Annotated in this window: 15 protein-coding genes and 1 pseudogene; 4 read left to right on the plus strand and 12 right to left on the minus strand. The window is 62.5% G+C overall.

Translation table 11 applies throughout. The features are described from left to right. The first annotated feature begins 103 nt into the window (after window positions 1–103). Window positions 104–883, plus strand: a complete 780-nt coding sequence (locus tag H045_RS23860) for a hypothetical protein (RefSeq protein WP_041931570.1) — start codon at window positions 104–106, stop codon at window positions 881–883. Between the two features lie 380 nt (window positions 884–1,263). On the opposite strand, the gene H045_RS23865 is transcribed toward H045_RS23860, so the two are convergent. From H045_RS23865 to H045_RS23920, 12 genes and pseudogenes are all read right to left on the minus strand, one after another. Beyond that, window positions 1,264–4,035 (minus strand): hybrid sensor histidine kinase/response regulator, encoded by a 2,772-nt coding sequence (locus H045_RS23865; protein WP_015373667.1) that lies wholly within the window; start codon window positions 4,033–4,035, stop codon window positions 1,264–1,266. Between the two features lie 97 nt (window positions 4,036–4,132). Next, entirely contained in the window at window positions 4,133–5,425 is a 1,293-nt protein-coding gene (purD, locus tag H045_RS23870; protein WP_015373668.1) for a phosphoribosylamine--glycine ligase, read from the minus strand. A gap of 167 nt (window positions 5,426–5,592) precedes the next feature. After that, on the minus strand, window positions 5,593–7,200 hold the full coding sequence (purH, locus tag H045_RS23875; protein WP_015373669.1) for a bifunctional phosphoribosylaminoimidazolecarboxamide formyltransferase/IMP cyclohydrolase: 1,608 nt from the start codon (window positions 7,198–7,200) through the stop codon (window positions 5,593–5,595). 81 nt (window positions 7,201–7,281) lie between these two features. After that, the gene (gene fis / locus H045_RS23880) at window positions 7,282–7,602 is read right to left on the minus strand and encodes a DNA-binding transcriptional regulator Fis (RefSeq protein WP_003221275.1); all 321 of its coding nucleotides are present in this window, start codon (window positions 7,600–7,602) and stop codon (window positions 7,282–7,284) included. Then, window positions 7,599–8,612 carry a tRNA dihydrouridine synthase DusB gene (gene dusB, locus H045_RS23885; protein ID WP_003233186.1) on the minus strand — a complete coding sequence of 338 codons (1,014 nt, stop codon included), beginning with the start codon at window positions 8,610–8,612 and terminating at the stop codon, window positions 7,599–7,601. The genes fis and dusB overlap by 4 nt, the downstream gene beginning before the upstream one ends. A gap of 186 nt (window positions 8,613–8,798) precedes the next feature. After that, entirely contained in the window at window positions 8,799–9,995 is a 1,197-nt protein-coding gene (locus tag H045_RS23890) for a DUF3426 domain-containing protein (protein WP_015373670.1), read from the minus strand. Window positions 9,996–10,025: 30 nt separating this feature from the next. After that, the gene (prmA, locus tag H045_RS23895; protein ID WP_015373671.1) at window positions 10,026–10,904 is read right to left on the minus strand and encodes a 50S ribosomal protein L11 methyltransferase; all 879 of its coding nucleotides are present in this window, start codon (window positions 10,902–10,904) and stop codon (window positions 10,026–10,028) included. 268 nt (window positions 10,905–11,172) lie between these two features. Next, entirely contained in the window at window positions 11,173–12,534 is a 1,362-nt protein-coding gene (gene accC / locus H045_RS23900) for an acetyl-CoA carboxylase biotin carboxylase subunit (RefSeq protein ID WP_003233180.1), read from the minus strand. A 17-nt stretch (window positions 12,535–12,551) separates the two neighbouring features. Next, complete coding sequence (gene accB / locus H045_RS23905; protein ID WP_015373672.1) at window positions 12,552–13,013, minus strand: acetyl-CoA carboxylase biotin carboxyl carrier protein; 462 nt, start codon at window positions 13,011–13,013, stop codon at window positions 12,552–12,554. Window positions 13,014–13,037: 24 nt separating this feature from the next. Continuing rightward, window positions 13,038–13,493, minus strand: a complete 456-nt coding sequence (gene aroQ, locus H045_RS23910; protein ID WP_015373673.1) for a type II 3-dehydroquinate dehydratase — start codon at window positions 13,491–13,493, stop codon at window positions 13,038–13,040. 228 nt (window positions 13,494–13,721) lie between these two features. Then, window positions 13,722–14,237 (minus strand): annotated as a pseudogene (locus H045_RS25970) (methyl-accepting chemotaxis protein); the annotation flags it as partial. A 1,499-nt stretch (window positions 14,238–15,736) separates the two neighbouring features. Then, a complete protein-coding gene (locus H045_RS23920; RefSeq protein ID WP_003233173.1) occupies window positions 15,737–17,407 on the minus strand; it encodes a response regulator in 1,671 nt (556 codons plus the stop codon). Window positions 17,408–17,707: 300 nt separating this feature from the next. Between H045_RS23920 and H045_RS23925 the strand changes: the two genes are divergently transcribed. From H045_RS23925 to H045_RS23935, 3 genes are all read left to right on the plus strand, one after another. Next, window positions 17,708–18,775 (plus strand): DUF2333 family protein, encoded by a 1,068-nt coding sequence (locus tag H045_RS23925; RefSeq protein ID WP_003233172.1) that lies wholly within the window; start codon window positions 17,708–17,710, stop codon window positions 18,773–18,775. Between the two features lie 2 nt (window positions 18,776–18,777). After that, window positions 18,778–19,314, plus strand: a complete 537-nt coding sequence (locus tag H045_RS23930; RefSeq protein ID WP_015373675.1) for an NUDIX hydrolase — start codon at window positions 18,778–18,780, stop codon at window positions 19,312–19,314. Window positions 19,315–19,497: 183 nt separating this feature from the next. Continuing rightward, on the plus strand, window positions 19,498–19,869 hold the full coding sequence (locus H045_RS23935; protein ID WP_015373676.1) for a translation initiation factor Sui1: 372 nt from the start codon (window positions 19,498–19,500) through the stop codon (window positions 19,867–19,869). Window positions 19,870–19,934 lie beyond the last annotated feature (65 nt).

The following is a 19,934-nucleotide window of genomic DNA, read 5'->3' on the forward strand; positions in this document are numbered from 1 at the left end:
TCCGGTGCGCGCCAGCAAGGGATAAGTGTCGTCTGGCAAGCCCGCCCGCCCCTGGACTAGGGTGAAAGCAGCCCCAATGTGGGGTGCTTGTGGAGAGCCGAACATGGAGCGACATCATAGAAGGATCAACAGTACAAAAAGGCGCAAGTTGATTGCGGCCTACAAGCTGCCGGCGTCGGCAGGCGCGCCGGCTACCGCCGCGCCCGAGCCGGAGGACGAATCGAATGCGGCGGTGGTCAATAACAGCGTGATCTCGTTTGCCGAGGGCCTGTCGAGCCTGAGCCGCGAATACATCCGTAAAAGTTACCTGCTGGCCAGCAGTTATGTCAGCGATGTGTTGAAGATTCATCGCGGCACCGAGGCGTGGTTCGACGAATTCATCAAGGTGATGATCAGCCTGGGCTGGCTGCCGATGCGCAGCAGCTTCGAGCGGGTGTCCAGCAGTGGCAAGGGCCTGACGGTGCAACTGACGGTGCTGAACATGATCGCCGCGATGCTCGCTTCGACCGCACTGGCCGGGCCGGTGCTGGCGGCCTTGCCCCGGCTGGCGGCGGATGCGCTGGAGGCCATGAAGCAGCAACCCGCCTCGTTCGAGCTGTTCAAGCGCAACAGCTCGCTGCAGCAGGGCGGTGACTTTGGCGTGGCGTCCTGCACCGAAGCCAACGGCGAAGTGATGATGGTGCTGGTGACCTACAGTAGCCGTGGCGTGAGCAAACAGGTGGGGCTGCCGTTTCTGGAATGGGACAGCTCCTCGTTCGAGGCTTTCAGCGGGCAGACGTGCCTGGTGCTGAATACGTCGCTGGTCAACGAAAAAACCATCCAACTGATGCGCGAGAGCGCGGGGGACAAGGTGCAGTCGGCTATAGCCAGATACCGCATCTGAGGCACCTTTTTTCAGGCCTGTGAGATCAATTGTGGGACAGGGCTTGCCCGGTAAGGCGGTGGGTCAGTCAATATCAATGTTCGCTGGACTACCGTCTTCGCAGGCAAGCCAGCTCCCACATTTGATCTTCGTTGCCTTGAGCATGGCGTTCGCTTAACTGACTGGCATCAGGGCAAGCCCCAATGCCGTTCAGTTAAGCGCAGATTCCCTGTGGCGAGCAGGCTTGTCCTGCGTTGGGCTGCGCAGCAGCCCCAAAACCAGGCGCTGAGCCGTATCAGGTACACCGCGTTTCGCTGGAGTGGAGGCGCTTCGCACCCCAGCGCGGGGCAAGCCCGCTCGCCACAGCGGCTAGAGTTTGCTGCAAGGCGGCGCAGTTGACATCAGGAAGGCTCGTGCTCGGGTCGCTGTTGGCGCTGTGCCACCCAGAATTCCACCAGCTCACGCAATTGCGACAGCTCCACCGGTTTGGCCATGTGCCCGTCCATCCCGGCCTGGCGTGCGCGCTCTTTGTGTTCCGAAAGAATATGCGCGGTCAGCGCCACCACCGGGGTGCGTATCCGCTGGTGGCTGACTTCCCACGCGCGCAACTGCTGGGTGGCGGAGAAGCCATCGAGGATCGGCATTTCGCAGTCCATCAACACCAGGTCGTAGCGCTGGGCCTTCATCGCTTGCAGGGCCTCTTCGCCATTGCTGGCAGTGTCCGGATTGAGGTTGAGCTTGCCGAGCATGCCGCGAATCACTTTGGTGGAGATGCTGTTGTCTTCGGCCACCAGGATGCGGAAGTCGGCCGGCACGGTGATCGCAGCCTGCGTGCTGAGGTGCACGCGTGGCTGCACGTTGCCTTTGTTGCGTTGGGTCAGTTCGTCGGCCAGGGTGGTCTTGAGCGTGTAGCCGGCCACCGGCTTGGCGAGGATGCGCTTGATCCCGCTGTTGCGCGCGATGATCTTGCTCGGCGCGTTGCTGATACCGGTGAGCATGATCAACAGGATGTCGTGGTTCAGGCTCGGGTCTTCCTTGATCTTCGCCGCGAGCTGCATGCCGGTCATGCCGGGCATGTTCTGGTCCAGCAGCACAATGTCGAAGTAATCGCGCAGGTGTGCCTTGGTGCGCAGCAGCGCCAGGGCCTCCTTGCCGGACGACACGGCGCTGACATTCAGGCCCCAGGCGCTGCACTGCTGCACCAGTACCTTGCGGCATGTGTCGTTGTCGTCCACTACCAGTACGCGAGCATCCTGCAGCGGGCCGTCGAGGTCGCAGGTCGGGTGTTCCAGGCGCTGCGGGTCCAGCGGCAAGGTCAGCCACAGGGTGCTGCCCTGATGCGTGCCGCTCTTGATGCCGAACTCGCCGTTCATCAACAGGATCAACTGGCGCGCGATCACCAGGCCCAGGTGGCCGCTCAGCCGTGTGGCCGATACGAAATTCTTGCTGTGCAGTTCGCTGTGCAGCAGAGCGTCGCGTTCGGCGGCGTCCATCGGCAGGCCGCTGTCCTGCACGGCAATGCGCAGGCGTGGCTGGGTGTTGCGGTCTTCCAGCGCGATGACGATCAGCACTTCGCCTTCGTCGGTTTTCTGCAGGGCGTTTTCCAACAGGCTCAGCATCGCCTGGCGCAGGCGCGTGGGGTCGCCGCTGATGACGCGGGGGACCTGGGGTTGGATAAAGCTGATCAGTTCGACGTTCTGCTGTTCGGCCTTGGCGCGGAAGATACTCAGGCAGTCGTCGATCAATGCGTTGAGGTCGAACTGCACGTCATCGAGCTCGATCTGCCCGGACTCGAGATTGGAAATGTCGAGAATTTCGTTGATCAGCGTAAGCAGTTCGTTACCGGCACTGTGGATGGTCTGCACATAGTCGCGCTGCTTGACCGACAGCGGCGTGCCCAGCAGCAACTCGGTCATGCCCAGCACGCCGTTCATGGGGGTGCGGATTTCGTGGCTGATCTTCGCCAGGAACTCGGCCTTGGCGGCGATTTCGGCGTTGCTCGCGGCCAGGTCGCGGCTGAGGCTGAAGCGGGTTTCGACAATGGCGCGCTGGCGCTCTCCCAAGGCCAGGCTCATCAGCAGGCCGCTCAGGCAGATAAAGCCGAGCAGCGTCACGATCAGCCCTTGCGGTGCCACCATGGTCAGGCCGAGCAGGGCGGGCAGGATGATCAGCGTGCCGATGTTGAACACCACCATCGCCGCCACGAACAGGCGCGCCGGGCGGTAGCCTTTTTGCCAGTGATAGGCTGAGACGAACAGCATGCTCAGGCCGGCCAGGGCCACCAGGGCGTAGGTGATGATGTTCAGTGGCAGGGTATTGACGAACAGCAGCAACAGGCCGCAAAGCACGATCACCAGGATATCGGCCATCAACAGCTTGTTCAGCGGGTGCGAGCCCAGCGGCATGAAGAAACGGTAGGCATACATCAGCCCGCAGGGCGCGGTGAGCAGCAGGGCCAGGTAGGCGCCGGGGGTCTGGATCGCGTGCCAGTTGGGCAGCCACGGTCCCACAAGGTTGAGCAGCAGCGCCAGGCTGAGCATCAGCAGCACTTCGCAGGCCGCCAGCCACAGGCTGCTGCGCGAGCGGTGATAGGCGAAACGCGTGAGGTTATGCAGGATCAGCATCGCCAGCACGCCGAACAGCAGGCCGTAGATCAGCGTCTGGTTCTGGTTCGCGGCGGCCAGCACCGCCGGCTCCAGGGTGATATAGGGGCGCAGCTCGTGTTCCGACACCAGGCGCAGGTACACATCAAGGGGCTTCTGGCTTTGGGGCATCGGCAGCATGAAATCACTGCTGGGCAGCGGGCGCTCCGCCTGCGGCTGGCGGGTGCCGGTGTTCTGCTGTTCGACCAGGGTGTCACCGTCCAGCACATACAGGCTCAGGTGCGACAGGTCGGGAGCGAATACCCGCAGCAGTTGCTCGTGCTTGCCGGGTTGCAGCTTGAAGCGGACCCACAATGCGCCGTCCGGCGGGGCAGCGGTGATCCGGTCAAGTTCGGTGGGGCTGAATTGATTGGTGTAGCGCGGGGACCGAATGTCGCTCAGTTGCAGGTCGGCCTGTTCGTCGAGCAATATCGCCCAACCACTGCCTTGTGCGGCCGCCTGGGCCGGGAACAAGCAGAGCAATGTCAGCAGGCTGACAGTGAAACCTATGGCGATCCTGAGCCAGCGCAAGGCGAAATCCCTTCGTAGGTTGATGCACGGATGAACTATGCGCGGGGAGGCATGAGTACGGCAAGGGCCGAAGGCCCTCACCTAACCGAACGGCTAGCTACGCGTTTTCGCCACGTTCACGGGCAATGGCGCGGTAGCCGATGTCCGTGCGGTAAAAACAGCCTTTCCAATCAATCTTCGCGGCCAGCTTGTACGCCTGTTGCTGCGCGGCGTCGACACTGGCGCCCATCGCGGTGGCGCACAACACGCGACCACCGGCGGTAACGACCTTGCCATCCTTGAGCGCGGTGCCCGCATGGAACACCTTGCCTTCCAGCGTAGCAGCGTCTTCGAGACCTTCAATCACATCGCCCTTGGCATAGTCGGCGGGGTAACCCCCGGCGGCCAGCACAATGCCGACGCTCGGGCGCGGGTCCCACTGCGCTTCGATCTTGTCCAGGGCCTGGGCCAGAGCGGCTTCCACCAGCAGCACCAGGCTCGATTGCAGGCGCAGCATCACCGGCTGGGTTTCCGGGTCGCCGAAGCGGCAGTTGAACTCGATGACTTTCGGGTTGCCGGCCTTGTCGATCATCAGGCCCGCGTACAGGAAACCGGTGTAGACGTTGCCTTCGTCGGCCATGCCGCGCACGGTCGGCCAGATCACCAGGTCCATGACGCGCTGATGCACGTCGCTGGTGACCACCGGGGCAGGTGAGTAGGCGCCCATGCCTCCGGTATTCGGACCGCTGTCACCGTTGCCGACGCGCTTGTGGTCCTGGCTGGTGGCCATCGGCAATACGTTCTTGCCATCGACCATCACGATAAAGCTGGCTTCTTCGCCGTCGAGGAACTCCTCGATCACCACCCGCGAACCTGCATCACCAAAGGCATTGCCGGCGAGCATGTCGCGCACGGCGTCTTCGGCTTCCTGCAGGGTCATGGCGACGATCACGCCTTTACCGGCGGCCAGGCCATCGGCCTTGATCACGATCGGCGCGCCTTTTTCACGCAGGTAAGCCAGGGCCGGCTCGATCTCGGTGAAGTTCTGATAGTCGGCGGTCGGGATCTTGTGGCGCGCCAGGAAATCCTTGGTAAAGGCTTTCGAGCCTTCCAGTTGCGCGGCGCCGGCGGTAGGGCCGAAGCAATCCAGGTTACGGCTGCGGAACAGATCGACGACGCCGGCAACCAGCGGCACTTCCGGGCCGACGATGGTCAGGGCAACGTTCTTCTCGGCAAAATCTGCCAACTGCTCCAGGGCCAGCACGTCGATGGCGACGTTTTCGCACTTGGCTTCGATGGCGGTACCGGCGTTGCCGGGGGCGACGAAGACTTTCTGGACGCGTGGGTCCTGGGCAACTTTCCAGGCCAGGGCGTGTTCACGGCCACCGCTGCCAATGATCAAAACATTCATTTCAAAAACCTCGGATGACGCTGAATTCTGGAAACAATGCGGGCTGCTTTTCTGTGGTAGCTGGCTTGCCTGCGATGGCATCGACTCGGTGCATCTAATACATCGAGTCGCCCGCATCGCAGGCAAGCCAGCTCCCACACAAGCCAGTGCCCACCAGGCAAATTGGATCAGTGACGGAAGTGGCGCATGCCGGTGAAGACCATGGCTATGCCGGCTTCATCAGCGGCGGCAATCACTTCGGCGTCACGCATCGAGCCGCCTGGCTGGATGACGGCGGTCACACCGGCTTTCGCGGCATTGTCCAGGCCGTCGCGGAACGGGAAGAACGCGTCGGACGCCATCACCGAACCCACCACCTGCAAACCGGCGTGCTCAGCCTTGATCGCGGCGATACGCGCCGAGTTCACGCGGCTCATCTGGCCCGCGCCGACGCCGATGGTCTGGCGGTTCTTGGCGTACACAATGGCGTTGGATTTAACGTACTTGGCCACTTTCCAGGCGAAGATCAGGTCGTTGATCTCTTGCTCGGTCGGCGCGCGCTTGGTCACGACTTTCAGGTCTTCGCTGCCGATCATGCCGATGTCGCGGCTCTGTACCAGCAAGCCACCGTTGACGCGCTTGTAGTCCCACGCGGCGGCGCGGTCAGCCGACCACTCGCCGCAGGCCAGCAGGCGCACGTTGGCCTTGGCGGCAACGATGGCGCGGGCTTCTTCGCTGACGCTTGGGGCGATGATCACTTCGACGAACTGCCGCTCGACGATGGCCTTGGCGGTCTCGGCGTCCAGCTCACGGTTGAAGGCGATGATGCCGCCGAAGGCCGACTCGGTGTCGGTGGCGTAGGCCAGTTCGTAGGCCTGGCGAATCCCGCCTTCCGCGTCGGGGCTGACCGCCACGCCGCACGGGTTGGCGTGCTTGACGATCACGCAGGCCGGCTTGACGAAGCTCTTCACGCACTCCAGCGCGGCGTCGGTGTCGGCCACGTTGTTGTAGGAAAGCTCTTTGCCTTGCAGCTGGGTCGCGGTGGCGATGCCGACTTCTGCAGGTTTGGCTTCCACGTAGAACGCCGCGCTCTGGTGCGGGTTCTCGCCGTAGCGCATTTCCTGCGCCTTGATGAACTGGCTGTTGAAGGTGCGCGGGAATTGGCTGCGGTCGGAGGTCGAGAGGGTGTCGGCGGCCTGATTCACGGTGCCCATGTAGTTGGCGATCATGCCGTCGTAGGCGGCGGTGTGTTCGAACGCCTTGAGCATCAGGTCAAAGCGCTGGGCGTAGGTCAGGCCACCGGCCTTGAGGCCTTCGAGCACCTGGGCGTAGTCGCTGGCGTTGACCACAATGGCCACGTCTTTATGGTTCTTGGCCGCCGAGCGGACCATGGTCGGGCCGCCGATGTCGATGTTTTCGATGGCGGTCGGCAGGTCGCAGCCGGGCTTGTTGATGGTGGCTTCGAACGGGTAGAGGTTGACGGCCACCAGGTCGATCGGCTTGATGCCGTGCTCGCTCATGATGGCGTCGTCGATACCGCGACGGCCGAGGATGCCGCCATGGATTTTCGGGTGCAGGGTCTTGACCCGACCGTCCATCATTTCTGCGAAACCGGTGTAGTCCGCCACTTCCACTGCGGCCACGCCGTTGTCCTGCAGCAGTTTGAAGGTCCCGCCCGTGGAGAGGATTTCCACGCCCAGGGCTTCCAGCTCCCGGGCAAATTCGAGGATCCCGGTCTTGTCGGAAACACTGATCAAGGCGCGGCGGATCGGCAGGCGGGTAGTCTGGTCGGTCATTTCAATTTCCATCAAAAGCAAAGGAGTCAGCAAAAAAGGCGACCGGTTCTACGCGGGCGCCTTTCTGGTTGGATTGAATGCTTACAGCAAATCGTACTGCTTGAGCTTTTTGCGCAAGGTGCCACGGTTGAGGCCGAGCAGCTCACTGGCTTTGGTCTGGTTGCCCTTGACGTAGTTCATCACGCTTTCGAGCAAGGGCGCCTCGACTTCGGAAAGCACCAGGTTGTACACGTCCGTGACGGAAGCGCCCTCAAGGTGGGCGAAATAATTGTGCAGCGCCTTCTCCACACTCCCGCGAAGGGTCTGGCCTTCTTCGCTCGGCGTGTTCAGGTGCTGTTTCAAATTGACGTTGTCGCTCACGGGTGCTGTTCCACTCACTAAAGTCTCGGTCATCATCGTCATGCGGCCACCCATTCTCCGTCCCCTGCTTTCAGGCTCTTGTCTCGCTCGGTAAAGAACTCACGAACGGCGGTGACCTGTGCTTGCGTTTCATCCAAACGATTGAACCCGGCGCGAAACTCCCTGGCGCCTGGCAGGGTTGCGAGATACCAACCCACATGCTTGCGAGCAATGCGCACGCCCATCACATCGCCATAAAACGTGTGAAGGGCCGCCAGATGCTCTAGCAGAATACGTTCCACCTCGGGCAGCTCCGGTGCCGGCAATACCTCGCCGGTGCGCAGGAAATGCTCGATCTCACGAAAGATCCATGGCCGCCCCTGGGCGGCCCGGCCAATCAACAGGCCATCGGCGCCGGTGGCGTGCAGCACGCGCCGGGCTTTCTCGGCTGAGTCGATATCGCCATTGGCAAACACCGGCATCGACACCGCCTGCTTGATCGCGGCAATGGTGTCGTACTCGGCTTCACCGGTATACAGATCGGCGCGTGTGCGACCATGCACCGCCAGCGCCGTAATGCCTGCCTGTTCGGCGATCTTCGCCACCGTCAGGCCGTTCTTGTTGTCCCGGTCCCAGCCGGTACGGATCTTCAGGGTCACCGGCACATCGACTGCGGCCACAACGGCCTGCAGGATCTCGGCAACCAACTGCTCGTCCTTCAACAGCGCGGAACCGGCGGCCTTGTTGCAGACCTTCTTGGCCGGGCAGCCCATGTTGATATCAATGATCTGTGCACCCAGTTCCACATTGGCCCGGGCCGCGTCCGCCAGCATCTGCGCATCACCACCGGCGATCTGTACCGAGCGGGGCTCGGGATCACCTTCGTGGATCATGCGCATCCGCGATTTGCGGGTGTTCCACAAGCTCATGTCGCTGGTGACCATTTCCGAGACTACAAGACCCGCACCCAAGCGTTTGCACAGCTGACGAAAGGGCTGGTCGGTGACACCCGCCATCGGGGCGAGGATCAAGCCGTTCTGCAATGTGTATGGGCCGATGCGTACCGCCGACATAGGACTTCCCTGTTGTGGGGCCGGATCATTAGAGTTCGAAAAAGGGTTGGCATGATACCCGCTCTCGATGACTGGATAAAGGCTGAATTGGATAAAATCTGAACAGTTATTTCTTTATCGCCGCCGGTCAGGTGGCCGGCGGCCCTGGCATGAAACTGCCGCCAAAGCCCCGCTGTGCGGACCTTTTCACTCGGGCGAATGAAAGCTCAGGCTGTAATTCACGGCTTTGTTGCCGGGGTCGAGGATATCCAGGGAAATATGGATCGGCGTTTGTGATGGCATTTCGCTCACTCCGGCCAGTTCGCCGCTCAGGTATTCGGCAGGCTTGAAGCGACGACTGGCGATCAGGCCACCGTTCATGTCGGCAAAGCGCAGTTCCAGCAAGGGGAAGGGCTGGGAGAATGTCGCACGGTTGTAGATGATCGCATCCACCACCAGTGCGCCAGCGAATTCAGGGTGGCTGCGCACCACCAGGTTGCTGCTCTTGATATGCGAGATATCGACCCGCGATGGCACCTTGCAGCCCAGCACGGGGCACACTTGCTGGAACCAGGGGCGGTAAGCGTCCTGGCGCGCGAGGTCGTCGAACTGGTAGGCAATGAACTGCCCGGCGAGGCCGGCAGCGGCGAGCAGCACCAGCAGTATCCACAGCAGGCGACGGCCCGGCGTCGATGCGGGTTTTTGCGTGTACAGGTGCAGCGGGTCGTCTTCGAGGTCCAGCAGTTGCTCGTCGTGAACACGGGTCTCGGCGCGCGGGCGCTTGCGGCGCAGCGGCGGGCGTTGTTCCTGCGGTTCGGCGGCGTGGGTCAGGAGCGTGAACGGAGGGTCGGGATTTTCATCCTCCACCGCGGGTTCGTCGTCGATGGCCTCGACGCGCCGCGACATGGACGGCTCGGTGCGCTGCCGGCCACCGCTCGGCTCAGCGGGCTGGTCGACAGTCTGGGTGCGTTCCTGCGGCGGTTCGCTGAACAGGCTCGCGGCCCATTTTTCTTCCTCGGCCTTCACGTTGTCGCGGCTGGCGCTGAGGGCATCGTCCTTTTGTCGACGGTCGGAGCCTGCGTGACGACGCTCCGCGCCCAGCGGTTTTTCGCGTTGTTCCAGCTTGGCCAGTTCTTCGTCCAGATCCAGGTTGTCCAGGTCCAGCTCTTCGGCGGTCCACTGTTTCTGGCTGATGGCGCGCGGCGACTCGGGTGTCGGTTCGACGGCGACCGGCAGATCGGCGTCGCCGGCCTCGGCGCGCTGATCGAGCAATTGGCGCAGGGCGTTGAACACCTGAAGACACGAGCCGCAACGCACCACGCCGCGGGCCGCACTCAATTGAGCGTGGTTGACGCGAAAGCGCGATTGGCAATGTGGGCACTGGGTGACGAAACTGTCGCTCATGCGTTCATCCGATTCAGGCAGGCGGTCATTCTAGCGCCGACATCCGCTGATGCGTACCCAGCCATCGCGGTTGGCGATCGGGTCCAGCTCGAAATCCTTGGCGTAAGCCGCGGCCACGTCTTCGCCCTGCTCGGCCAGGATGCCCGACAGGGCCAGGCGCCCGCCCGACCGGACCAGGCTCGACAGTTGCGGCGCCAGGGAAACCAGCGGGCCGGCGAGGATGTTGGCCACCAGCACATCGGCCTGTACCTGGGGCAAATCTGCCGGCAGGTAGAGTGGGAATTTGCCTTCAGGAATGTTGTTTCGCCCGGCGTTGTCGCGGGACGCTTCCAGTGCCTGCACGTCGATATCGGTGCCCACGGCCTCCCTGGCGCCCAGCAACAGTGCGGCGATGGCCAGGATCCCCGAGCCGCAGCCGAAGTCCAGCACATTGCAGTCGGTCAGGTCCTGGCCGTCCAGCCATTCCAGGCACAGCGCGGTGGTGGGGTGGGTGCCGGTGCCGAACGCCAGGCCCGGGTCCAGCAACAGGTTGACCGCATCGGGCTCAGGCGCGGCGTGCCAGCTCGGCACGATCCACAGACGCTGGCCGAAACGCATCGGCTGGAAGTTGTCCATCCAGCTGCGCTCCCAGTCCTGGTCCTCGATCACTTCGCTGTGATGCTCGGGCAGCGGGCTGCCGGTGAGCAGTTCCATATGGGCCAGCACGGCGGCGGCATCGGTGCCGTCTTCGAACAGCGCCAGCAAATGGGTGTGAGACCACAGCGGGGTGGTGTTGAGCTCGGGTTCGAAGATCGGCTGGTCTTCGGCGTCCATGAAGGTCACCGACACGGCGCCCACTTCGAGGAACGCGTCTTCGTAGGTTTCGGCTTGTTCTGGGCTGATGGCGAGACGGACTTGCAGCCAAGGCATGGCGGGCACCTTTGGAAAAAATGAGTGTGCAGCGGGGAGGGGGCTGCGAAAGCGCGCAAGTTTACGCGAGCGGCGAGTTTGTGGCGAGCGGGCTTATGTGGGAGCTGGCTTGCCTGCGATGCAGGCGCTGCGGTCTGTCTGGCAGACAGCGGTGATGCTATCGCAGGCAAGCCAGCTCCCACACAAGCCAGCACACATGGGGCGGCGGTGTTCTTGAGGGTCCACAAACAACAAAGCCGCCCGAAGGCGGCTTTGTTGGGTGGGGCACTTACTGGTTGGCCAGCTTGTGTTCCAGGTAGTGAATGTTCACCCCCCCTTCGCAGAAGCCTTCATCGCGGACCAGCTCCCGGTGCAGCGGGATGTTGGTCTTGATGCCGTCGACCACGATTTCGTCCAGGGCATTACGCATGCGGGCCATGGCCTCGTCGCGGGTGGCGCCCCAGGTGATCAGCTTGCCGATCAGCGAGTCGTAGTTGGACGGAACCTTGTAGCCGCTGTACAGGTGCGAATCGACGCGAACGCCGTTGCCGCCCGGAGCATGGAAGTGCTTGACCAGGCCTGGACTCGGGATAAAGGTTTTCGGGTCTTCAGCATTGATGCGGCACTCGAGGGAGTGGCCGTGCATCTTCACGTCGTCCTGGGTGAAGGACAGCACGTTGCCGGCGGCGATGCTCAGCATCTCCTTGACGATGTCGATACCAGTGACCATCTCCGATACCGGGTGCTCTACCTGCACACGAGTGTTCATCTCGATGAAGTAGAAGCGACCGTTCTCGTAGAGGAACTCGAAGGTGCCGGCGCCACGGTAGTTGATGTCGATGCACGCCTTGACGCAGCGCGCCAGTACTTCCTGACGAGCCTTTTCATCCAGGCCCGGTGCCGGGGCCTCTTCCAGTACCTTCTGGTGACGACGTTGCAGCGAGCAATCGCGGTCGCCCAGGTGGATGGCGTGGCCCTGTCCGTCGGACAGCACCTGCACTTCCACGTGACGTGGGTTGGTCAGGTACTTCTCCAGGTAGACCATCGGGTTGCCGAACCAGGCGCCCGCTTCGGAGCGGGTCTGCTTGGCGGCTTCGATCAGGTCTTCTTCCTTGTGCACCACGCGCATGCCGCGACCACCGCCGCCACCGGCGGCCTTGATGATCACCGGGTAACCGACTTCGCGACCAATGCGCAGGGCGGTTGCCTCGTCTTCCGGCAGCGGGCCGTCGGAGCCTGGAACGGTCGGCACGCCGGCCGCGATCATCGCGTCCTTGGCCGAGACCTTATCGCCCATCAGACGAATGGTGTCGGCTTTCGGGCCGATGAAGGCAAACCCGGACTTCTCGACCTGTTCGGCGAAATCGGCGTTTTCCGCAAGGAAGCCGTAGCCCGGGTGGATACCATCAGCGCCGGTCACTTCAGCGGCCGCGATGATGTTCGAGACCTTCAGGTAAGAGTTCGCGGCCAGTGGCGGGCCGATGCAGATGCTTTCGTCCGCCAGTTTCACGTGCATCAATTCGGTATCGGCCGTCGAGTAAACAGCGACGGTCTTGATGCCCTCTTCCTTACAGGCGCGCAGGATACGCAGCGCGATCTCGCCGCGGTTGGCGATCAGGACTTTTTGCAGTTTCTTCGCAGGTTTCAACATCGAAGGTGCTCCGCGGTTCAAACGATGGTGAACAGCGGCTGGTCGTACTCAACCGGCTGACCGTTTTCTACCAGGATGGATTCAATGACGCCGGCTTTTTCAGCGGTGATGTGGTTCATCATCTTCATCGCTTCAACGATGCAGATGGTGTCGCCCACTTTCACGGTCTTGCCGACTTCAACGAAGGCTGGCGAGGTCGGTGCCGGGGTGCGGTAGAAAGTACCGACCATTGGCGACTTGACCACGAAGCCGTTCAGCACAGGCTCTGCCGGTGCGGCAGGCGCGGCGGCGGCAGGTGCGGCGGCCGGAGCAGCAGCGGCTGGAGCCGGCGCTTGCATCTGCGGCGCGTAAAACTGTTGAGCCGGGGTCTTGCTGTGACGGCTGATCCGTACGGACTCTTCGCCTTCCTTGATTTCCAGCTCGTCGATACCGGATTCTTCCAGCAGTTCGATCAGTTTCTTGACTTTACGGATATCCATGAATCATCAACTCCCAAGGGACGGTCAGGGGCGCTTGGCCGGTTGTTCAAGTTGTTCCAGGGCGGCCTCCAGGGCCAGTCGGTAACCGCTGGCGCCAAGGCCGCAGATCACACCTACCGCTACATCGGAAAAGTAGGAGTGATGGCGGAAAGCTTCGCGTTTGTGCACGTTCGACAAATGCACTTCGATGAATGGGATGCTCACCGCCAGCAGCGCGTCACGTAATGCAACACTTGTGTGCGTAAAAGCGGCGGGATTGATCAGGATAAAATCCACGCCTTCGCCACGCGCGGCATGGATGCGATCAATCAATTCGTACTCGGCGTTGCTTTGCAGGTAGAGCAAATGGTGGCCGGCTTCACGAGCCCTGCGTTCCAGGTCGAGGTTGATCTGGTCCAGGGTAACTGCCCCGTAAACGCCCGGTTCGCGGGTGCCAAGCAGGTTCAGGTTGGGTCCGTGAAGGACCAGAAAGGTCGCCATCGGCTGTTCCTTGTTATTGATGTGGGTACGACAGAACCCGGCGACTATGCCGCAAAGCCTTTGTGACTGTCCAGTTCTATGCAGTAGGCAGCACGATTAGCGAGGATTGCGAAAAATTTGTGACTGGGGGGCGGTATTCGGTCATAGGTAACACCGTCTCGAATCCTGTGGGGAACAAATGCGGGAGTAACGAAGCTCAAATGTGGGAGCTGGCTTGCTCCCACATTTTTATACGCGGAAAGCTGTGACAGCGGTATTGAGCTGCCCACCTAGCACCAGCAGGTGCTCACCCTGGCTGCGCCCCTGCCCGATCCGCAGCAGATTATCCTCACCCAGTTGATGAATCCGCTCGCTGTTGTCGCGTATCTCGCTCACTGCGCCGCTTTGCTGCGCGGTCACGTCGGCGATACGCACCGCCGTCTCGGCAATGGTCTGGATCGCCCCGACGATCTCATCCAGCGCGCCATCCGCCGCCTGGGCTTGCTGGGCGGTGGCCTCGGCGTGTTCGACCTGGGTGCGCATGCCTTGCACCGACTGATGGGCGGCGGTTTGCAGGCCGGCGATCAGGCTCTGGATCTGGGCAGTGGCGCCGGCGGTGCGCTGGGCCAGGGAGCGCACTTCGTCGGCGACCACGGCAAACCCGCGCCCGGCCTCGCCAGCGCGTGCGGCTTCGATGGCCGCGTTGAGCGCCAGCAGGTTGGTCTGGTCGGCAATCGAGCGGATCACGGTGAGCACGCCGCCGATGGTGGCCGATTCTTCCGCGAGTTTTTCGATCATCTGCGCGTTCTGCTGCACCTCGTCCACCAGCGCGCGCAGCCCGGTCAGGCTCAGGCCGATCACGCGCTGGCCCTGTTCCACCGCCTGACCGGCGCTGCGACTGGCGCCGGCGGCCTGGCTGGCATCGCCGGCAACCTGCTGGATGGTCGCCTCCAGTTCGCCCAGCGAGTCGCGAATCTGCGCGGTGTCCCCGGCCTGGCGTTCGGCGCCGTCGTGCAGGCCGCTGCTCAGCTCGGCCAGGGTGCGACTGGTGCCGGCCACTGCTTCGGCATTGCCGCGAATGGTGCCTACCAGTTCCACCAGATACGTGCGCAGACGGTTGAGGGACGCTTCGATGTCATGCAGTTCGCGGTTGGTCCGGCCCAAGGCAATCGGCTGGCTGAAGTCGCCTTCGGCCCAGGTCGACAGGGCCGGTGCCAGGCTGGTCAGTGTGCGCGCCAGGTGCCGTTGCAGGGTGTCGATCAGCAGCGCGATCAGCAGGATCAGGCCGATCATCAGCCCTTGCATCAGGCGCACTTCGCCCTGGATCTTGCCGTGCTGGGCGCGCACCACCGGCTCCAGCCCGGCAATGGCCTGCTGCACGGCGGCGATTTTCAGTTGGGTGGCGGTGCCGAGATCAGCGCGTTGCTGGATCTGTTCGCGGGTACGCTTGAGTTCGGCGGGGTAGCGGGTGAGCAGGCTGTTGAGCTCACGCTTGAGGTCCACGCCAGTGTCCTGGGCTTCGGTCTGCGTGGTGTTTTCCAGGCCCATCAGCACTGAAAAATCGTCGGCATTGGACTCGGCGCTGGCCTTGACGCCCAGCAGCGGCAGGTGTTCCAGCACCTCGGCCTGAGTGCGGATATTGCTGACTTCGCGCTCCACATCGTCGGCCAGTTCCGCGCGCCCGCTGCTCACCAGTTTGTCGCGGGCCAGGGATAACCGGCCCAGGTGCTGCGACGCCGCCAGCAGCGGCGGCAGGTAGCGGGTGGCGTCCGCCGAGCTTACGCCGCTGGCGTACTGACTGAGCTGGTCAAGGTTGGCGCCCACTTCACGCTCGGCTTGCAGCAACAGGGCCTGGGGATCGCCGGCCAGTTTACCGGCGGCCAGCAGGTCGGTTTTGCTGAAGGCTTCCAGGTTAGTCAGGCTGGGGCGCAGACTTTGCGCAAGCTCGGCGGGCAGTTCGTCGAGCTGCCGCAACAGGGTTTCCAGGCTCTGGCCGGCGCTGCTCAGGCGCAGGGCATCGCCGCTGGCCAGGTAGTCGTCGATATTGCGCGCGGCCTGGTTCTGAAACGTCTGTGACAGGCCCAGGTAACGCTCCATGAGCAAATAGGGGCGCTCCAGCGCGCGTTGCGACCACCACAGCGTCGCCCCCAGCGCCAGGCATACGGCCACGAGCAGCAGGGTATTGAGATTGGTCAGCAGCTTCAGGCGCATGCGAGGTTTCTACCGACAGCAAAAGGTAAGTGCCTGAAGTTATTGCGTTTTCATTACATCCGTATGACGGAATCAGTCGATTCCGGTGAAAAGATGGCACTTTGATTCGAAGCGTGCGCGGCATGCACGCGGTTGCGCCCGGCGTGCTTGGCGCGGTACAGCGCTTCGTCGGCCTGGGCGGCCATCATCAGGCTGTCGGAATCGTCGCACAGCGCCACCAGCCCGGCGCTAAAGGTGCACCACAAATCCTGCGGCTTGGCCGGGTAGTGGATTTCGGCAAAGCGCCCACGAATCTCATCCAGCACCCTGCAGGCCGACTCCAGGTCGGTATCGGGCATCACGATGGCGAATTCTTCGCCGCCGTAGCGCCCGATGTAGTCGGTCTTGCGCAGGCGCTGCTTGAGAAACAGCGCCAGGCTCTTGATCACGCGGTCGCCCATGGGGTGGCCGTGGCTGTCGTTGACCCGCTTGAAGTGGTCGATGTCGAGCATGGCAAAGCTCAGCGGCTTGTTTTCGCGGCGTGCGCGAAAGCTGCAATCTTCGAGCAGTTGCAGGATATGAGTGTGGTTGTACAGGCCGGTCAGGCTGTCACGCACCATCCGCGCCTTGAGGTTGCGGGCGCGGGCAGCGCGGTTGCGCACGGTGGTGATCAGGTGGCGCGGCTTGATCGGCTTGGTGAGGAAGTCGTCGCCGCCTTCGCTCATGGCGTCCAGCTGCTTGTCCAGGTCGTCTTCGGCCGACAGGTAGATGATCGGCACACTCACGTAGCGGTCGTTATGCCGGATCACTTTGGCCAGTTCGGTGCCGGTGCAGGCGGGCATGTACATGTCGAGGATGATCAGATCGGGCTGAAAGTCGGCCAGCTCGGCCATGGCCTGGATCGGCTCGATCAGCGTGCGGGTGACGATGCCGGCGCTATTGAGCAGACGCTCCGTATGCAGCGCCTGAGCCCGCGAATCGTCGATGATCAACACTTTATAAGGTTCGTACTGGGCGACGCAGGTGAGCACCTCGATCTTTTCCAGCAGGCTCGACGCTTCGAGGGTGCCGGTGAGGAATTCCTGGCCGCCGGCACGCACCGCCGCCAGGCGCGTCGGGGTGTCGGTTTCATGCAGGCTGAAAAACAGCAGCGGCAGTTTCTGCTCCAGCCCCTCCTGGGCTTCGGCGGCGAGTTTGAGGCCCATGCCCGCGCCGCAGAAGTCCACGTCCATCACCAATGCCGACGGCAGGCGCTCGGCCATGGACGAGCGAAACGCCGCGACGCTGTCCAGGGACTGTGCACTTAAACCAAAGAATTCCAGCTGCTTGGCCAACCGTTCGGCGCGGTCGTGATCGGCCAGCATCACGTAGATCGGCTTGCGCATCGGCGGCAGGAAGGTTTGCTCCAGTTGATCGCCCTGGCGCAGGCCGGTGCGCGACAGGCGCTGCATCAGGCGGTTGAGGTCGGTGATCAGGTGGCTGCTCAGGCGGCCGCGATTGGCGTCCACCGCTTTGAGCGAGTCGCCGATATGCCGCGCCAGCTGGCTGTGTTCGGGCTGTTCGAAGCGCTCGGCAAAGCGCAGCAGGCGCAGGTTGGCTTCGCTGAGTTCGCAAAAGTCGGCCTCGGACCATTCGCTGCGTTGCAAGCGCTGCCAGATCTCGAGAATTTGACGCGCCTGATGAATTACCCGCTGGGCAAAGTGCTGCTTGAGGCGCTCACGGCTGGGGTCTTCTGACTCGGTCATATCCTGACTACTAGTTAGGCTGCATGCTGAGGTCGACTGATGGCGCTATGCTAGCACCTCTTTCGGTCGGATGAGTGTCGTATGTCAATAAACTGCGACGCAGCCGATATTCAGTCACCGTGTTGCCGACGCGCCGCGCAAAAAAAAGCGTGCATCCTTTATAGTCGACTGCCCGACAACCGCCAGTTTGCGCAAAGCCTGCGCACTGACGGGCACGATGGGTTAGGGTTGTGGTCGGACTATTTGAACGCACGCCGCCTTTTGAAGTGCATGAACTCAAGTGATTGAAAGGATATCGCCATGCTGGACTGGAAAAATCGCGCAGGCAGTGCCAAAGGCCCCGCCCCTGAGCCCAAGTCGACCCACCGCGGCTATTTGCGCAGCGTCCTGATGAGCCGCGCCGTGCTGGGTGTGCTCGGCTTGTACCTGTTGGTCACCGGCGCCCTGGGCTGGTATTGGAGCGAAGAGCCTGCGCTGTTTCCGGTGCAGCAGAATGCCCAGCTTGCCGCCGAGCAGGAAGGCAAGCAGATGGTGATCGGCTACACCACCGTCGAAACCCTCAAGACCGTGGTCGGCACCTTGCTGAACAAACCGGGCGGCTATATCTCCAACGACCGCTTCCCGCCTGGCCTGTGGATGGACAACATGCCGAGCTGGGAGTACGGCGTGCTGGTGCAGGTGCGTGACCTCACCCGTGCCCTGCGCAAGGACTTCGCCCGCTCCCAGTCTCAATCGGCCGAAGACGCTGATCTGGCCAAGGCCGAGCCGCGCTTCAATTTCGACAACAAGAGCTGGGTGCTGCCATCCAGCGAGTCGGAATACCAGGAAGGCATCAACTCCCTGAGCCGCTACGAAGCACGTCTGTCCGACCCGAACCAGCGCGGCGCGCTGTTTTACGCGCGTGCCGACAACCTCAACAACTGGCTGGGCGATGTGGCCACGCGCCTGGGCTCGCTGTCGCAACGTCTGTCGGCCAGCGTAGGCCGGGTGAAACTCAACACCGCGCTGAAAACCGAGGCGCTGGCACCGGGTGAGGTGCCGCAGGTCGATGAAGAAGTGGTGGAAACCCCATGGATGCAGATCGACAACGTGTTCTACGAGGCACGCGGGCAGGCCTGGGCCTTGTCCCACCTGCTGCGCGCCATCGAAGTCGATTTTGCCGACGTGCTGGCCAAGAAAAACGCCACCGTGAGCGTACGTCAGATCATTCGTGAGCTGGAGGCCTCGCAGGAACCGGTGTGGAGTCCTATGATTCTTAACGGCAGTGGCTTCGGTGTACTGGCGAACCATTCGCTGGTGATGGCCAACTATATTTCCCGAGCAAACGCTGCAGTGATCGATTTGCGTCAGCTCCTCAATCAGGGTTGATGATGGACACCATGGAGAAAGAGGCCGCCCACCGAGCGGCCTCGGATGCTGAACTGATCTGCTGGGTGGACGAGCAGGACAACCTGCTCGGCCACCTTGTACGTTCCGACCTTCGCCAGCGCGGCTTGATCGGCCGCTGCACCTTTATCTTTCTGTTCAACGCCAAGGGCGAGCTGTGTGTGCATCGGCGCACCCTGAGCAAGGCGCTGTACCCCGGGTTTTGGGATACGGCAGCCGGTGGCATGGTGGCGGCCGGGGAAAGCTATGCCGTGTCGGCGGCCCGTGAACTGGAAGAAGAGCTTGGGGTGAGCGGGGTTGAGCTGGTCGAACATGACCACTTCTACTTTGAAGACGGCGACAGCCGGCTGTGGTGCAAGTCCTACTCCGCGGTGTGGGACGGGCCCTTGTGCGTGCAGCCCGAAGAGGTCATGGAAGCGCGCTTTCTACCCCTGCAAACCGTCCTCGCAGAGGCCGAGCAAAAGCCTTACTGCCCGGACGCCCAGGAGGGCTTGCGGCGCTATCTGGCTTCACGTCGCTAAAGCGGCATGAATTGGCGCCATTTGGCCCTTAGCAAGCTGCGTTTTTGCCGTTACACTGCGCGCCTTTTCACCCGAACCGCCTTGGCGGTTTGGTAGCGCTGCCCCTGCCTGAGTGGGGCTTCGCGGTCGATATTCGCCCTGTGCGAGCATCGATCAGTCTCCATCCTCCCAAGAGGATTGCCGGTGGCCAAAAAAGCCGCATCCTTCGCCGCCCTCGGTGGCCTGGTATTTTCCACCGACGCAGGTCGACACTGCCCGGACTGTCGCCAGCCCGTGGACGCCTGCCTCTGCAAACAGACCCAGATCCCCGAAGGTGACGGCATTGCCCGCGTGCGCCGCGAAAGCAAAGGCCGTGGCGGCAAGACGGTGACCACCATCACCGGCGTGCCCTTGGCCGAAGACGTGCTCAAGGAACTGGCCACTTCGCTGAAAAAGCGCTGTGGCACCGGCGGTGCGTTGAAGGACGGGGTCATCGAGATCCAGGGCGATCACGTCGAACTGCTGTTGGCCGAGCTGATCAAGCTCGGTTACAAGGCCAGGAAGTCCGGCGGCTGAGAGCTGCTTGCCAACCTGTGTCTAAACTCTGCCCCGCAGGCGAGGTCTCACCTGCTTACAGGCAA

Origin of the sequence: Pseudomonas poae RE*1-1-14, from assembly GCF_000336465.1 — a bacterium.
Classification (GTDB): domain Bacteria; phylum Pseudomonadota; class Gammaproteobacteria; order Pseudomonadales; family Pseudomonadaceae; genus Aquipseudomonas; species Aquipseudomonas poae.

Bases quoted from the DNA above. Each gene is read 5' to 3' on its own strand.
- H045_RS23860 (WP_041931570.1), top strand. From the start codon at position 104: ATGGAGCGACATCATAGAAGGATCAACAGTACAAAAAGGCGCAAGTTG.
- purD (WP_015373668.1), bottom strand. From the start codon at position 5,425: ATGAATGTTTTGATCATTGGCAGCGGTGGCCGTGAACACGCCCTGGCC.
- purH (WP_015373669.1), bottom strand. From the start codon at position 7,200: ATGACCGACCAGACTACCCGCCTGCCGATCCGCCGCGCCTTGATCAGT.
- fis (WP_003221275.1), bottom strand. From the start codon at position 7,602: ATGACGATGATGACCGAGACTTTAGTGAGTGGAACAGCACCCGTGAGC.
- dusB (WP_003233186.1), bottom strand. From the start codon at position 8,612: ATGTCGGCGGTACGCATCGGCCCATACACATTGCAGAACGGCTTGATC.
- H045_RS23890 (WP_015373670.1), bottom strand. From the start codon at position 9,995: ATGAGCGACAGTTTCGTCACCCAGTGCCCACATTGCCAATCGCGCTTT.
- prmA (WP_015373671.1), bottom strand. From the start codon at position 10,904: ATGCCTTGGCTGCAAGTCCGTCTCGCCATCAGCCCAGAACAAGCCGAA.
- accC (WP_003233180.1), bottom strand. From the start codon at position 12,534: ATGTTGAAACCTGCGAAGAAACTGCAAAAAGTCCTGATCGCCAACCGC.
- accB (WP_015373672.1), bottom strand. From the start codon at position 13,013: ATGGATATCCGTAAAGTCAAGAAACTGATCGAACTGCTGGAAGAATCC.
- aroQ (WP_015373673.1), bottom strand. From the start codon at position 13,493: ATGGCGACCTTTCTGGTCCTTCACGGACCCAACCTGAACCTGCTTGGC.
- H045_RS23920 (WP_003233173.1), bottom strand. From the start codon at position 17,407: ATGACCGAGTCAGAAGACCCCAGCCGTGAGCGCCTCAAGCAGCACTTT.
- H045_RS23925 (WP_003233172.1), top strand. From the start codon at position 17,708: ATGCTGGACTGGAAAAATCGCGCAGGCAGTGCCAAAGGCCCCGCCCCT.
- H045_RS23930 (WP_015373675.1), top strand. From the start codon at position 18,778: ATGGACACCATGGAGAAAGAGGCCGCCCACCGAGCGGCCTCGGATGCT.